Source organism: Micromonospora sp. NPDC049559 (assembly GCF_040676675.1).
GTDB lineage: Bacteria > Actinomycetota > Actinomycetes > Mycobacteriales > Micromonosporaceae > JBFAPK01.
The window spans coordinates 33924-49104 of sequence record NZ_JBFAPK010000046.1 but is presented as its reverse complement, the minus strand read 5'-3'; the positions used below and the strand labels follow the sequence as shown (position 1 = coordinate 49104).

Annotated in this window: 6 protein-coding genes; all 6 read right to left on the bottom strand. The window is 73.0% G+C overall.

Going from position 1 to position 15181, the window contains the following annotated elements:
- Positions 1-152 precede the first annotated feature (152 nt).
- The 6 genes from AB0J86_RS33830 to AB0J86_RS33805 all read right to left on the bottom strand — a co-directional run bounded on the left by AB0J86_RS33830 (position 153) and on the right by AB0J86_RS33805 (position 15181).
- A complete protein-coding gene (locus tag AB0J86_RS33830) occupies positions 153-5783 on the bottom strand; it encodes an RHS repeat-associated core domain-containing protein (protein WP_363861771.1) in 5631 nt (1876 codons plus the stop codon).
- Positions 5784-5856: 73 nt separating this feature from the next.
- Positions 5857-12513 carry a LamG domain-containing protein gene (locus AB0J86_RS33825; protein ID WP_363861756.1) on the bottom strand — a complete coding sequence of 2219 codons (6657 nt, stop codon included), beginning with the start codon at positions 12511-12513 and terminating at the stop codon, positions 5857-5859.
- 97 nt (positions 12514-12610) lie between these two features.
- Positions 12611-13411 (bottom strand): alpha/beta hydrolase, encoded by an 801-nt coding sequence (locus tag AB0J86_RS33820; protein WP_363861755.1) that lies wholly within the window; start codon positions 13409-13411, stop codon positions 12611-12613.
- A 348-nt stretch (positions 13412-13759) separates the two neighbouring features.
- Positions 13760-14374 carry an ATP/GTP-binding protein gene (locus tag AB0J86_RS33815; protein WP_363861754.1) on the bottom strand — a complete coding sequence of 205 codons (615 nt, stop codon included), beginning with the start codon at positions 14372-14374 and terminating at the stop codon, positions 13760-13762.
- A complete protein-coding gene (locus tag AB0J86_RS33810; protein WP_363861753.1) occupies positions 14355-14747 on the bottom strand; it encodes a DUF742 domain-containing protein in 393 nt (130 codons plus the stop codon). The genes AB0J86_RS33815 and AB0J86_RS33810 overlap by 20 nt, the downstream gene beginning before the upstream one ends.
- Positions 14748-14755: 8 nt before the next feature.
- Positions 14756-15181: a roadblock/LC7 domain-containing protein gene (locus AB0J86_RS33805; protein WP_363861752.1), complete on the bottom strand. Its 426-nt coding sequence runs from the start codon at positions 15179-15181 to the stop codon at positions 14756-14758.

The following is a 15181-nucleotide window of genomic DNA, read 5'->3' as shown; positions in this document are numbered from 1 at the left end:
CCGGGCGCCCGCCCGCGGGCCGTCCGGGCGTAGGGAGAGCGGCGGGGCGCCGCCCCGCCGCTCTCCGTCTCCCCCCGGGAGCCGCCCCGCCCCTCACCGCGGTGCGGCTCCCGCCTCCGTGGCCGCCGGAGCGGCCCGCAGCCCGGTCGCCGTCAGAGGCCGGGTACGCAGCAGTTGTCGCCGGTGCCGTAACTGGTCTCGCCCGAGCCGCCGAACGGGTTCGGCGCCGGGGGCTGGTCCCACCGGAGGTAGTACCCGGACTGCGACTCGCCCCGCGCGGCGTACCCGCTGTAGCCGATGCCGGCGCCCGGTCCGGCCGACACGCCGCCGGAGATGCTGCCGTCGTCGCTGACCGCGCCCTCGGCGCCGAACTCGGCCGGGCCCAGGCGCACGTCCCCGCCGAACGCGGTCTCCCCGCCGGCGAGCCCGGTGATGTCGGTGTTGGCCCCCTTGAGTCCGACGGTCGTGGCGAACCCGATCCCCGGCCCGTAGTAGTCCTTCTGGCCGGTCGCCCAGCCGATGCCCAGGCCGTCGACGACCAGGCACGACTCGCCGCCGTGACCGTAGAGGAACTGGAAGTCGGCGCCGAGGCAGAACCCGGCCGACCACGAGCCACGCTTCGGCGGCGGGGCCAGTTGGGGGATGGGCTTGGGCGCCGGCGGCTTGCGCTTGGCCGCCTGCACGTTGCGCTGGGCCTGGCTCTGTCCCCGCTTGCCGGCCTGGCAGTCGCCGTGCCGGTTGCACGACGACTGTGGCGCCCGCCCCTGGCCCTTCACCCGCTGCACCTGCTCCGGCGTGTAGGACCCGCTCGGCACGTGCGCGTCCTCCACCGGGTGGAAACCGCAGTCGCCCCGCCAGACCACGCAGTAGCCCGGCTTGTCCTCCGGGCGCAGCCCGGTCGGGTCGCTGTAGGTGGCCGGGTTGTTCACCGCGTAGGTGTACGCGTTGAGCTGCTGCGGATCCCCGGGCGCGACCAACGGGTCGACCGAGATGAACCGGCCGAGGACGGGGTCGTACTCGCGGGCGCCGAGATGCGTGGTCCCGATCGCGGCGTCGACGGTGCCGCCCACGAATCCCTTCCCGCCCGGGAAGGCGACGGCGGTACCGCGCGGCACCCCGAACGGCGTCTGCCGGCGGCGGGTCACCCGCTGGGTGCCGCTGTCGACGGCGACCTGCGCGGTGCCCTGGTCGTCGCTGGCCAGCCAGGTCAGCCCGGACCCGGTACGCACGGCGACGGTGTCGCCGCCGAGGCCGTAGTACCGGGTGCCCGTGAGGCTGCCGGTCGCGGCGGTCAACCGGAGTTCCTGACCGTCGAGGTAGAGGGTGCTGCCGGTCGAATCGCGCTGGATCAGCCGGCCGCCGTCGGCGTCGTAGCCGAACTCGGTGTCGCCGCCCGTACCGGTGACCTTGGTCAGTTGGCCGCCGAGATCCCAGTCCAGTTGCTGGCCGGGCCGGGCGGTCACGTTGCCCGTCGGGTCGTAGCCGTACGTGTCCTGCCGGGTTCCGGACGGGCCGGTGGCGGCGACCGAGGTCACCGCGTGCGCCTGGGGGGCTCCCGGTGCCGGGTACGTGTAGGTGCGCACGGTGTCGCCGGCGGCGGCGTGCTGGGTGTCGCTGCGCCGGTTGCCGACGGCGTCGTAGGTGAAGGACTGCCAGTACGGCGCCGGACCGGCCAGCGCGTCGGTGCTCGGGGCGGCGGCGCAGGTGCCGGCCGGCGTCCACGCCTCGGTGAGCCGGCGGAGATGGTCGTACCGCAGGCACTGGTTGTCCGCCGGCCGGTCCAGCGGGGTGTCGGCGATGGCCGTGACGTTTCCGACCGGGTCGTAGGTGTAGTGCAGGTCGGCCTGCATCGGCGTGGAGACCTCGGCGTCGACGATGGTGCGGTTCAGCCGGCGGGTGCCGTCCTCGTAGTAGTACGACTGCCAGGTCCGCTTCCCGGTGTCGCCGAGCTGCAGCCGGGCCAGCTCGCCGTAGCGGGTGTACTGGGTGTCGGTGACGTATTTGACGGTCGGGCCGCCCTCGGGTCCGCCGGAGAGGCCGATCGGGTTGGCGAGGTCGTCGTAGAGCCAGGTGACCGTCTCGCGGGGCAGGTCGCCGATCCGGGGGAACGCCTTGCCGGACGTGCTGCCGTCCGGGTTGACCGAGGTGTACGTGGTGTAGCTGCCGGCCAGCGTCTGCGTCCGCGGGGTGGCGGGGATGGTGACCGTCGTCTCGGTCGGCTTGTACAGGGTGCTGTAGGTGTCGACCGCGCGGGTGTAGGCCGCGCCGTCGACGTACCGGGTGGACGCGGCGAGCTGGCCCTTGCCGCCGGTGGCCGTGTCGTAGGTCCACGCCGACAACGTCGTGGTCCCGGACCGGACGGCGGTCTTGCGGCCGAGCTTGTCGTAGTCGTACGTCAGGGTGACGTCGCGCGCGTCGGTGCTCGTCCTCAGCCGCCCGGCCGCGTCGTAGGTCATGGTCGAGGTGCCCTTGTCGACGTCCACCGTCCTGGTCCTGTTGCCGCGCAGGTCGTACTCGAAGCGCCAGGTGTTGCCGGCCGGGTCCGTGATGGTGGCCGGCTTGCCGGCTGTGGTGTAGGTGTAGCCGGTCGCGTCGTAGTCGCCGCTCGGCGTGCCACCGCGGTACTGGCGCAGCTCCGTGGTCTGGTCGCGGGCGTCGCTGATCGTGGTGGTGGCGGTGCCGCCCGGCGGCGGGGTCACGTGCACCCGGTCACCGCCGTAGCCGGTGGTGGTACGCCACCGTTCCGCCCCGCCGACCTTGAAGATCTCGGCGGTCCGGCGGCCCGCGCCGTCGAACTCGGTGAACGTCAGGGCGGGTACGTCCACGTCGGCGGCCACCCAGAGGTCGTCGTCGAGGGCGGCGTCGTTGAAGTACGGCCGGGTGCTCTGGTAGACCCGGCCCTGCGAGTCGTAGCGGGTGTCGGTGAGCAGCCGCCCGCCGCCCGCCGCCGGCCGCTGGGCCTGCCGCAGCCGCAGCAGCCCGTCGTACAGCTCCTTGCTCGTGGTGTAGTTGCCCCTCGGGTTGACCGTGCTGGTGGTGACCACCGACGGCGCGTCCCTGCGGACCAGGTACGCGAAGCGGGAGCTGGGCTGGTCCTCGTGGGTCGCCCGGAGCCGGTTGGGCAGCCAGACCTCGACCCGACGGCCCAGCGGGTCGTACGCGGTCTCGGTCTTGCGCTTGTTCGCGTCCTCGACCAGCGTCGGCAGGCCCCAGGCGGGCTCGATCGTCGACGTGCTCACGTGTCCGAGCGGGTTCGTCGACACGACCCGGGTGTTCGGCCCGCCCAGCTCCGGCGTGTAGTCGATCCTGCTCAGGTTGCCGAGCGCGTCGCCGGACTCCACCACGCGGCCGTGCGCGTCGTACCTCCTGGTGGCGGTCATCGCGTAGACCGGGCCGGACGCCGGGCGCTCGGTGAGCTCCTCGGTGCGGGTGGCGTCGCCGGTCGTCGGCGCGGCTCCGAACGCCTGGCCGTCGTAGGCCGTGCGCACGTCGCTGATCGCGTCGCGCGGGAAGGTCGCGGTGGCCGCGCAGTTCACCGCGACGGTCTCCGAGCGGGATGGGAAGTCCAGCAGCCAGCGGTCGGTGTTGCGGGCGAGGGTCACCCGGGTGCACCGGTCGTCGGCGGCCGTCGCGAGGTCTCCCAGGTCGTTGGTGCGGGTGAGCAGGCCCCGGTCGTCGTAGCCGGACTCGACCCGGGTACGCCGCCAGCCGCCGGCCGCCAGCGCCGTGTAGCGCGCCGAGGCGCCGGTGCGCAGGAGGTACGCCTTCAGGGAGCCGCGGGTCGCGGTCGGGCCCTGCCAGACCGGGTCGTTGATCACCTTGTCGACCACCTGGTCGGTGTCGCCGAGATAGGTGATCGTTTCGAGCGGGAAGCCGCGCAGCCAGTCCTCGTCCACCCGTGCGGCGCCCTCGGTCGCGCTGACCGACACCGACCGGGTGCCGTTGTTGGGCAGCCGGTCGCCCTGCATGCCGCGGTAGAACCGCTGCTCGGTGCGGCCGACCGGACCACTGGGGTCGCCGGCCTTGCCGGTGCGGATCCGGACCCGGCCGAAGCCCCGGAACTCGTTCCAGGTCCGCCGGTCGTCCCTGGTGAACTCGGAGGTGTCGTAGTGCCAGGCCGCGCCGTCGAGGTACTCGTAGCCGGTCACCTGTTCGGTGTTGGCGCTGATCCGGTCGGACTGGGTGACCTGGGCGACCACGTACTTGTGGAAGTAGTCGGTGCGCTCGGTGAAGTCCCGCTTGTTCCACCGGACCGGGAAACACCGCAGGGTGTTCGACTCCGGGTTGGCCGGCATCGACCGGCCGTCGACGCAGTCGGGCGGGGCGTAGCCGATCGAGATGACCCCGCCGGACTCCGAGACGATCCCGGTGAGGCGGTAGCGGGCCAGCGGCGCGACGCCGTCCACCTTGACGACCCGGTTGGCCAGCGCGGTGCCCTCGAAGGTCACCGCGGGCAGCGCGGTCGAGCCGCCCACCAGGCCGGTGTGGGTGATGCCCCTCAACCACAGGGCCGCCTTCTCCCCGTCACCCGGGGCCGGGAACTGCTGGTCGAGGGCCCAGGAGTCGACGTCGGTGAACTGCGAGCCGCGCAGCACCCGCGTGGTGATCTTCGCCAGCCGCCTGCTCGACCAGAACGTCGGCGAGTACCGGTCCTTGCAGGTGGCCGTGTCGCAGTTGGCGTCCCACGGGGTGTCCGGCCAGTTCGACCAGTTCTCCTTCTTCGAGGTGCAGTCGCTGCCCGGTACGCACCGGTCGGCGGTGGTGAAGTCGACCCGCCCGCTCGCCGGTACGGCCGAACCCTCGCGGAGCCCGTACTCGATGCTCTTCAGGGTGCCGCCCCGGACGTACGGGACCGCGGCGTCCCGGAGCATCGAGCCGTACGCGTTCGTCTCGGCCTCGTAGGTGTAGACCATCGCGTTGCCGTGCCGGTCGACCACCTTGTCCAGGTTCCACCGCCACGCCTGCCCGCATCGGGAGGTCTCGAACGTGCCGGCGTGGCAGGGCTCGCCGACGTCGTCGCCGAAGACCGGCACGGTCCAGGTGGACCTGGCCTCCGGACGGGACCCGAAGAAGTACTGCGTCCCGTCCACCTTCGTGATCTTCCAGTACTCGCCGTTGTCGTCGCCGTTCCCCGCGCCGGTGAGCCGCTCGACCCGGGAGCCGTCGTCGCTCTGGGTACGCCAGTCGCCGCTCGCGTCGTCGCGGATCAGCGACCCGCCACCGCCGCCGTACGACGCGGTCGCGTTGTCGCTGCGCCAGCAGAGGTCACCGACCGACTGGCCGTCGACCTTGGGCGGCACGGTCCCGCCCATGGTGTCGGCGGCGCACGGCAGGTAGGTGCGCTCGACGAAGCCCGGGGACAGGTCCCACCCCTCGCCGACCCAGGACGCCTGGTTGTTGGTCGCGCTGGTCCGCCCGTCGACCGTCGACGACGTGTACGTCAGCCCCAGGTCCGGCTCCAGCCCGCCCGGCGCCGGCGGCACCCGCAGCGGGTACGACCAGGTGAAGTCCCCGGTCTGCGGAGAGACCTGCCAGCTCGCCGACGGCGCCAGCGAGGTGGCCGTACTGGTCCCGCCGCCGTCCGGGCCGGCGCCGGCGTCGGGCTGGTTGCCGCTCAACGCGTTCTGGCTGGCCTGGTCGGGCGCCCGCGACGACATGGTCTGCCGTTCCACCGGCGTCGATCCGACGGGCGGCAACGGTACCGACGGACCGCCGGCCGCGAGGGCCGCCCCCGGCCGCGCCACCACGTTGACCATCGAGACGGCCAGCACCACCGGTAGCATCAGCGCCACGCTTCGTCTTGTTCCTCGCACAGGTTCTTCCCCCATCCACGTTCCCGTCATCGAGGTGGTGCCGTCAGCCGAACGTCGGGACGACGTCGGGCGCGGCGGTGAGCACGTAGCCAAGGAGCTGTCGGTCACCGGGCTGACCCTCGCAGCCGGCGTCGAGCGAGACGAAGCTGTCGCTGTCCCGGAACCGGCACTGGTAGATCGGCCGGCTGTCCCGGCCGACCGGAACCTCCGGCCAGAGGCGGCCGAGCGAGGCCAGCACCGTCCTGCCCGCGCAGGCCGGATCGGTGGAGACGAACCGCTCGGTCCCGGCGGCGCAGCGGAACAGCGGCCGGGTGCCCGCCTCCGGGGTCAGCGCGAGCAGTCCCTGGGGACCCTCGGCCCGGTACGAGGGGAGTGGCCCGTCGGTGGTGCTGTCGTGGTCCGGCCCCTCGGCCAGGTTGTACCGGGCGAGCACGCCGTAGGCCACCGTGTAGCCGAGCAGACCCTCGCTGGTCGCCCCCTCGCAGGTGGCCAGGCGGGACTCGAAGCGGTCGGTGGCGGAGGCGCAGCGGTACACCGGGATCGTCGCCAGGTTGGTCGGTGGCGTGGTGTAGACGAGCCCCACGTCGTCGAGCTTCGTCGCGCCCTCGCAGCCGGCGTCGAGCGAGGTGAACGCGTCCGCGCCGCGCGCGCACGCGTACAGCATCCGGGTGTTGGGGCCGACCGCCGCGGGCAGGCCGAGCGTCCCCTCGAAGTGGTACCCGTCGCGCACCCGGTCGGTCGGGCCGGTGTAGTGGTCCCCGGCGGCGTTGAGGAACCGGCCGAGCTGGCCCGGCTGCGGGTCGCCCCAGCGACCCCGGTCGGCGATGGTCGCGTCGTCGACCACGCCCCCGGTGACCCGGACCTCGTCGAGCGCGCCGGGGAAGAAGCCCGAGGCCTGCCCGTTGGTCTTGCCTCGGCCGAGCACGACGCCGCCGGTGGCGCGCCACAGGACGACGTTGTTCCGGGTGCCCACGAGTTCGCCGTCGACGTAGAGGCGCAGTTGCCGGCCGGCGTAGTCGTAGACGCCGGTGACCTGGGTCCACTCGTCCGCCTTCGGCGGGACGAGGGAGGCCACGTAGACCAGCGGTGCCGCGTCGCTGTCGGATTCGGCCGCGCCGAACGCCCAGCGCCGCAGCTCCGGGCGGTACTGCAGGAAGTAGCCGCTCATCCGGTCGCCGTCCTGGCTGGCGATCGTCGCGACCTGGTCGGTACGGCTCAGTCGTGCCCAGGCCGAGACGGTGAAGCTGTCCAACATGGGTACGACCCAGGGCACGGCGGCCGTCCCGGTCGCGCCGTCGAGCTGCAGCGCCTGCCCGCTGACCCCCGGACCGAAGCTCGCGCCGCCGGAGACGGTGGCGTCGAGGTGGCGCCAGGTGGAGTCCCGGGCACTGCCGTCGTCGAAGCGGTAGAAGCCGTAGACGTCGTTGTCGACGTCGTCGTGGATCTTGCGGACCTCCCCGTCGCTGATCGCCCGGGAGTAGACCCGGACGTCGTCGACGACCCGGGGGAAGAAGGCGGAGTTCCCCCCGTTCCACCGGGCCCGGCCGATGGAGAACCGGCCGGTCGAGGGCAGCACCGTCACGCCGACCCGGGCGCCGGAGAGCAGGCCGTTGACGTAGAGCCGGATCTGGTGCAGGTTCGCGTCGTACGACATGGCCAGGTGGGTCCACTGGCCGTCGGCCGCCGGTTCGGCCGAGTTGAGGATCGTCACCGCGCTGCCCGGGTCGTCCCGGTCCACCGTGGGCACGACCACCGCCCACTTCTTGACCGCGGCGTTGTACTGCAGCAGGAACGTGCTCAACCGGTTGCCGTCCTGGCCCAGCACCGCCCGGTTGGCCGTACCGGCGCCGTTCAGGTACACCCAGGCGGCGGCCGAGAAGCTGCGACCGGTGTCGAGGACCGGGCCGGCGGTCTCGGCGTAGCCGGAGGTCCCGTCGAGTTCGACGGCGTACGCGTCGCGGCCACCGATCCAGCCCGCGCCGCCCTTGAGCGTCGCGGTCAGGCCGCGCCCGCTGGCGTCGGCCGCGGCCGTGCCGGTGTTCTCGTCGAAGCGCCACAGCCCCGCGTCGGCCACGGGCAGCGCGGCCGGGGCCGACTCGGCGGGATAGGAGTGGTACAGCGCGAAGATCCGATCCGGGTCGAGCTGCCCGGTGTAGAGCCGCACGTCGTCAACGTCGCCCCGCCAGTACTCCGCGGGCGCGCCGGCGAGCCTGCCGCGCCCGATGGCCAGGCCACCCGCACCGGTGGGCTGCCACGGGGTGTTGAGGGTGCCGTCGCCGACCCGGGTGCCGTTGACGTACAGCCAGATTCGCTTCGTCGCCGGGTCGTACACGCCGACGAGGTGCACCCAGCTGTTGATCTCCGAGGGCAGGGTGGAGACGGCCGCCTTGGTCACGGGCGCGTCGTCCGTGTCGGACTCGGGCATCTCGAACGTCCACACCCCGTGCTGCAGGTTGTCCGAGTCGGGGTCCGTGGCGTACCCGAGGCGGAACTTGCTGGTCCGTACCCCGTCGATGGTCACCGCGTCCCGCCGGCACGCCGTGACGGTGGCCGGGGCGCAGCCCTTGGCGGGCAGCCGTACCCATGCCGAGACGGTGAACGCCTGGTCGCTGCGCAGGTCCACGCCCGAGGTGGTCGCCGTGTCGTCGACGCCGTCGAGGGCGACCGCGTTGCCGACCCGGCCGGGCCCGAAGCTCGCGCCGCCGGTCAGGGTCGCGCTCCGGGAACCCACCGCGTCGGCGGCGTTGCGCCCGCTCGACTCGTCCAGCGGATAGTTGTGCACCAGGGTCAGGTCCCGGCCCGCCATCGCCTGGATCTCAGCCGCGAACAGCGCCCGGGAGTAGACGGCCACGTCGTCGATCGAGCCGGGGAAGTACTCGACCGGGGCTCCGCCCCACTTGGCCCGCCCGATCTGGAACGCGCCGGTGGAGTTCCAGGTCTGCCGGTGCGCCACGGAGCCGGCCAGCACGCCGTTGACGTAGAGCTGGAGCTGCCCGGCGCCGGCGTCGTAGACCCCGACCAGGTGGGTCCACTGCCCGAGCTGCACGGCCGCGCCGGTGACCTCGTCCCGGCCCGTGCCGTCGTCCTCGGCGTCCGCGTGGAACATGACGAACCCCCAGCGCCCGTCGGGCTTGACCCGCAGCTTGAACGAGCTGACCCGGGCACCGTCCTCCGACACCACGGCCGGCAGTCCACCGAGCCGGTCCAACCGGGCCCAGGCCGCCACCGAGAAGCTCCGGTCGACGTCCACCGCGTGCGGGATGCTGACCGCCGTGGTGGCGCCGTCGAGCCGCAGCGCCAGGTCCGAGGGGTCCGGCAGGCTCGACTGGCCGCCGGTGAAGTCCGGCGCGTTGATCGCCGTGCCGTGCAGCGCGCGGGGGGAGGAGTCCTGGGCGTCGCCGTCGAGCCGCCACCGCCCGACCGTGACGTTGTCCCCGCTGACCAGGCCCCGGATCTCCTCCTCGGAGACCACCCGGTTGTACGCGCGCAGCTCGTCCACCGAGCCCACCCACGGGTTCGTGGTCACCCCCTCCCACTTGGCCCGTCCGAGCAGCAGCGGGCCGCTGGCGTGGAACCCGGCGGTACGCGGGGCCGTACCGGCGAGCTTGCCGTTGACGTAGATCCGGATCTGCTGGGCCGGCGCGTCGTACACGCCGGTCAGGTGGGTCCACTCGCCCGTCCGGGCCGTGCCCGCGGCGCTGCGGACGGCCGAGTCGCCCGGCCGCGGCACGGCGTCGGCCGAGGGCAGGAGGAACTCCCACCGCGCGCCGGCCGGGTCGTTGCGGTACTCCAGGAAGAAGGCGCTGTTGACCGCGCCGTCCTGGGCGACCGCGGTGGCCGCGTCCGTGGCCCCCGGTGCCTGGTCCAACCACGCCCAGGTCGCCACCGAGAAGCTCTGGTCGGTGCGCAGCACCGGCGCGCCGGTCGAGACGAAGTCCGCCGGCTTCGACAGCTTCACCGCCCCGCCGGCCGCCCCGTTCGGCACGAACGCCGCCCCGCCGTTGAGCACCGCCGAGGCGCCGCCCGGTACGGCGTTCGCGGCCGTGGTGCCGTCGGGCTCGTCGAACTTCCACGCGCCGACCCGTACGTTGTCCCGGCTGACCGCCGCGCGCACCTCGACGTCGGAGAGCGCCCGGTCGTAGAGGTTCACCTCGTCGATCGTCCCCGGGAAATACCCCCCGACGATCGTCTGGCTGCGGACGCTGCCGATGCGCAGCAGGCCCGGGGCGTGCCACGAGGCGGCGTGAGTCTGGGTGCCGGCCAGGACGCCGTTGACGTACAGCCGCAGCTTCTTCTCGGCCGCGTCGTAGACGCCGGTCAGGTGGGTCCACTGCCCGGCCACCGGCGCCGCGGACGAGGTGACGAAGTCCCAGCCGGGCGGGTTGTCCGTGTCCGCCTGCGGCATCATGAACACCCAGCGCCGCTTCTCGCCGTCATAGTCGAGGCAGAAGCCGCAGGTGCGGGCGCCGTCCTGGCTGACCACCATCTGGATCTGGTCGTCCAGCCGGTCGATCCGGGCCCAGGCCGACACCGAGAAGCTCGCGTCGGTGCGGACCGTGTTCGGCGCCGTGACCTGCCCCGACACGCCGTCGAGCGCGAGCCCCGAGCCGACGGCCGCCGGCACGTAGCTGGCGGTACCGGTCACCGTGCCGTGCCGGTCGCCGAGGAACGCGGTGTCCTGCGCGTTGCCCTCCAGCGACCACTGGGCCAGGGGGCCGTTGCCGGCGCGGACGTACAGGTGCAGCTTCCTGGTCGGGCTGCGGTGCCCGGCCCGGTCGACGCTCTGCACGTACAGGTCGCGGGGGCCGTCCCCGGGCGGGGCGATGCTGACGGTCGCGCCGCCGCCCAGCGCGTCCGCGTCGACCTGGGTCGAGGGCGGGTCGCTCCAGCCGTACAGGTAGTGGTCGACGTCGGCGACGCCGCTCGCGTCGAAGGTGAACGATCCGGGTACGCCCGGCCCGCCGTGCCAGCGGTTGTCCTCCTGGTAGAGCACGCCGGTCACGCCCGGCGCCCGGTCGATGCCGACCCGGTCCACCATGAACGGCCCGGGACCGTTCTTCCAGTCCCCGCCGTCGGGCCCGTCCCGGCCCCACAGCGTCCAGCTGACGTACTGGCCGTCGCGTCCGCGCAGGTCCACGTCCGTGCTGAAGGTGTTGCCCGAGCCGAGCGTGGGACCCTCGCGGTGCTCGACGGTCGGGCCGCCGTAGATGTCCCAGATGGCCGTGAGCTGGTCGTTGTCGGGGTCCGACAGCCGGCCCTGCAGGCGGATGAAGTCGCTGCCGACGTACCTCCGGCCGGCGCACCAGCGGCACGGGTCGGCCAGCCGCGGGTCGGTGTTCATCGCGTCGGGCGGGTTGGGCCGGGTGTTGTAGTTGACCGCCAGGTTCGTCTGGTACGGGTCCAGCTTGCGCCAGGCCAGCCCGTCGCCCTCGTCCCGGGCCTTGACGAAGTAGGTGCTGACGCCGCCGGCGCGGATGTTGCCCTTGGCGTCGAGCCCGAACGGCTTGTAGCCGCCGCACCCGGTGTAGACGGTTCCGGCGACCTTCGTGTCCAGCCAGGCGCCGGCCGGCGCGTTGCGCCAGGTGGTGCCGGCGCCGATCGTCCCGTTGGCCAGGTACAGCTCGTGGTCGCTGCCCGCGCACGAGGGGCTGTGGGTGATCGTGGTGTTCAGCACCGCGCTCATGATTCGTTTGCCGGCGAGGAAGCCGGTGTCGTACTGGAAGTACGTCCGTACCGCGCCGATGCCGTTGCAGGCCGACGACGGGTAGCACAGCCCGGACTTGCCCTCGGCGCCGTCCACCCCGCCGTTCCAGGCCGTGGTGTCGGGCTTGCCGGAGAAGACCTTGGCCCAGCCGGTCCGGCCGGGCGTGGCCCAGGCCGGGTCCACCGTCACCGGATAGCGGGTCGCCGGGTCGGCGAGCAGCTTCCGGTCCGGTAGCAGGGTCAGCGCGCCCGCCCCCAGCTCGATGCCGACGGGCGCCTGGCGGTACCCGGTCGCGTCCCACATCGTCGACGGCGGCGCCGAGAACACGACCTGGTCGGCGGCGTCACGTGCCTCCAGCGCTCCCGGCCCGGTGCTCCGGACCCGCAGGCCGTCGGTGGTCAGGCCGAGGCGGACCTTGACCAGCGCCGGATTGCGCGCGGCCGTGGCGCTCTTGACGACCAGGTGCTGGGTGAAGCCGTCCGCCTCGGCCCGCAGCACCAGGTCGACCCCGGGCAACACCTCCGGGTACGTCGCCGAGCTGCCGGCCAGCACCGGTGCCGGCAACGCCCCCGGCCAGGTCAGCGCGAACGACCGACCCGGCGCGCCGAACCGGACGAGCGGCCTGCCCTTCCCGCCGGACGAGAAGGCCAGCTCGGCCTCGACGGCCCGGGGCCCCACCGTCCCGTCCGGGCGGGCGGCCAGCGCCGGGTCCACCGGTACCCACTTCCCGGCCCGCAGCAGCCGGACGGGCCGGGTGGTCAGCTCCGCCGTCAGCGAACCGTCCGGGCGGGCGGAGACGGCCCGCGTCGGCGTCGTCAGCGACGTGACCGCGACCGGCTCCCGCTGCCGCCGCGCGGCCAGGAAGGCCGCCGAAGCGTCGACCGCCTCGGTGATCCGCGGCGGCGGCTCGCCGGCCCGCTGGAGCGACCGGGCGGCCGGCACCACCAACAGCGCCGCGGCGGCCACCGCGACGACGAGCGGCAATCCCCAACGCATCTTGACACGCAACCGAGCCACTGCATCCCCCTCGACTGGCGCGCCGTGGTCGATCGCGGCGCAGCAGTCAGGGTGTCGAGCGGCGCTTACCCGCCGCTTACCCGGCGCTTACCCCGGCCCGGCGCCCGGGGTCGGAGCCCGCGGCCCGGCCGAGATGCCGGGCCAGGAACTCGTCGTCGAGCCCCACCCAGCGGATGGTGCGATGGTCGCCCGGGTTGGCGTGCAGCGTCTTCTCGGTGGAGGCGAAGGCGTCGAACAACGCGAGCGCGGACCGGCGGTCGACGTGCTCGTCGTCCCACGGGAGCAGGAACTGGACGGGAACGGTGATCCGCCGCGCCGCCTCGATCAGCGCGTCGTACACGAAGAACCCGCCACCGAAGACGGCGGCGGTGATCCGGGGCTCGACCGCCGTCAGCGGCACCCCGATCGCCGTGCCCATCGAGATGCCGCCGCCGTAACCGATCGGCGCCTCGGCGCCGATCTCGGGCAGTTCCTGCAGGGCGTCCAGGGTCGCCCGCCATTCCGGTACGGCGCGCTCCGTCAGCGAGCTGACGTAGCGGACGCTGGTCGACTCGAAGCGTCCGGTGTCCCCTGCCGCCAGGGCCTGCCGGAGTTCGGCGCGGGCCAGTTCGTCCTCGGCCGTGCGTGGGCGCTCGCCGTGTCCGGGCGCGTCGATGGCGACCACGGTGAAACCCCAGGTGGTCACGGCGTGGCGGGCGCGGGCCAGCAGCGCCGGAGTCTTCTTGTGCAGGCCGCCGCCGTGACCCATCAGCACGACGGGTGCGTGCGCGGAACCGGCCACGGACGACCAGAGCACGCCGGGAACGTCGCCCACGACGAAGTCGCGTTCGACGACACCGTTCGACGATGTCTCGGAGGTGAAACACAGAGAATGCATGGGTGGCGCCTTTCGGGAGTGCCGTGGATTGCGGCGCTCCCGGCGACCCCTACGTCGATCGCCCGACCGTGACGACGAGGGGGAGCACCCACGTGCGTACAGCGTTCATGGGTCTCACCTCCTCGGGCGGTGTCACGGCCTACGGCACGTTACCAGCCCGAAGCCGGTCCCGCCCGGCAATTTCCGCCCGCCGCCGCCCGCCGCCGAGCGCCCGCCGCCGAGCGCCGTCGACCGCCCGCCGTCGAGCGTCCGCTGTCGACCCGCCGGACGCCGAACCGCCCGGTCCCCGTCGTGCGGGGCCGGGCGGTTCCGTCGCGCGGGTCCGGGCGGTGACCGTCGCGCGGGATGCTAGCGGGCGGTGGCCGGCTGGTTCAGGGCCCGGTCGCGGGCCTTCTTGGCGTGCTTGAGCAGCGCGATCAGCACCTCCTTGCCGGACTGCCGGCGCCGCGCGTCGCAGAGCATGACCGGTACGTCCGGGTCCAGGTTCAGCGCCAGCTGGACCTCGTCCAGGCTGTACTGCCGGGCACCCTCGAAGCAGTTCACCGCCACGATGAACGGGGTGCCGTGGCGCTCGAAGTAGTCGACCGAGGGGAAACAGTCGGCGAGTCGGCGGGTGTCGGCGAGGACGACCGCGCCGAGCGCCCCCAGCGCCAGCTCGTCCCAGACGAACCAGAACCGGTCCTGGCCGGGGGTACCGAAGAGGTAGAGCACCAGCTCGTCGCTGATCGTGATCCGGCCGAAGTCCATGGCCACCGTCGTGGTGTTCTTCTGCTCCACCCCGGAGATGTCGTCGATGCCGACGCCCTGCTCGGAGAGGACCTCCTCGGTACGCAGGGGCCGCGTCTCGCTGACCGCGCCGACCATGGTCGTCTTGCCGACGCCGAAGCCGCCCGCGATCAGAATCTTGATCGCGGTTGGCAGGGCCTGCTCGCCGGCCTGCTCGTCAGAGTGCTCGTAGTCCATTGATCACTGCCTCGAATACGCTGTCGTCGTAAGGGGCGGTCGTCGCCTGGGGGTTCCGCACCTGGACAAGCTCTCGGTCGAGCAGGTCGCCGAGCAGGACGCGGACGGTCCCTACGGGTAGGTTCAGGTGCGCCGCCACCTCGGCGACCGAGAGCGCGCGCTGGCAGAGCCCGAGGATGGCGAGGTGTTCCGGGCCCAGGCCGACCTCGCCCGCGGATGTCGATCGGGTGGCCATCACCAGGGAGATCAGGTCGAACTTGCCGCGGATCGGCTTCGTCCGGCCGCGCGTCATCGCGTACGGCCGGACGACCGGCCCGGCATGATCGTCGACCCACTGATCCGATGTGGAGAAATCGTCTGGGGGGACGCTCATGACCGGGCTTACTTCTCGCCGGGTAACTGATCGTTCGACCTGGCCGGGGAGGCCAGGTACTTGCCGGCCCGGGTCACCAGCATCGCCATCTCGTACGCGATCAGCCCGACGTCCGCGTCCTCGGCGGCCAGTACCGCCAGGCACGCGCCGTGCCCGGCCGCCGTGACGAACAGGAACGATGAGCGCATCTCGATGATGGTCTGCTGTACCGGGCCGCCGCCGAAGCGCTTGCCGGCGCCCCGGGCCAGGCTCTGGATGCCGGCCGCCATCGCCGCCAGGTGCTCACCGTCGTCCCGGCTGAACCCCCTGGAGGAGGCGACCAGCAGGCCGTCCACCGACAGGACGATGGCGTGCTCGGCCTGCTTGACCCGCCCTACCAGATCGTCCAGCAACCAGGCCAGATCCGCCGCGCTCGAAGCTGTCTTCTGCACCAC

What these genes read in the sequence shown, in the direction of transcription:
- AB0J86_RS33830 (WP_363861771.1), bottom strand. Translation starts at nt 5,783, where the DNA reads ATGCTACCGGTGGTGCTGGCCGTCTCGATGGTCAACGTGGTGGCGCGG.
- AB0J86_RS33825 (WP_363861756.1), bottom strand. Translation starts at nt 12,513, where the DNA reads ATGCGTTGGGGATTGCCGCTCGTCGTCGCGGTGGCCGCCGCGGCGCTG.
- AB0J86_RS33820 (WP_363861755.1), bottom strand. Translation starts at nt 13,411, where the DNA reads ATGCATTCTCTGTGTTTCACCTCCGAGACATCGTCGAACGGTGTCGTC.
- AB0J86_RS33815 (WP_363861754.1), bottom strand. Translation starts at nt 14,374, where the DNA reads ATGGACTACGAGCACTCTGACGAGCAGGCCGGCGAGCAGGCCCTGCCA.
- AB0J86_RS33810 (WP_363861753.1), bottom strand. Translation starts at nt 14,747, where the DNA reads ATGAGCGTCCCCCCAGACGATTTCTCCACATCGGATCAGTGGGTCGAC.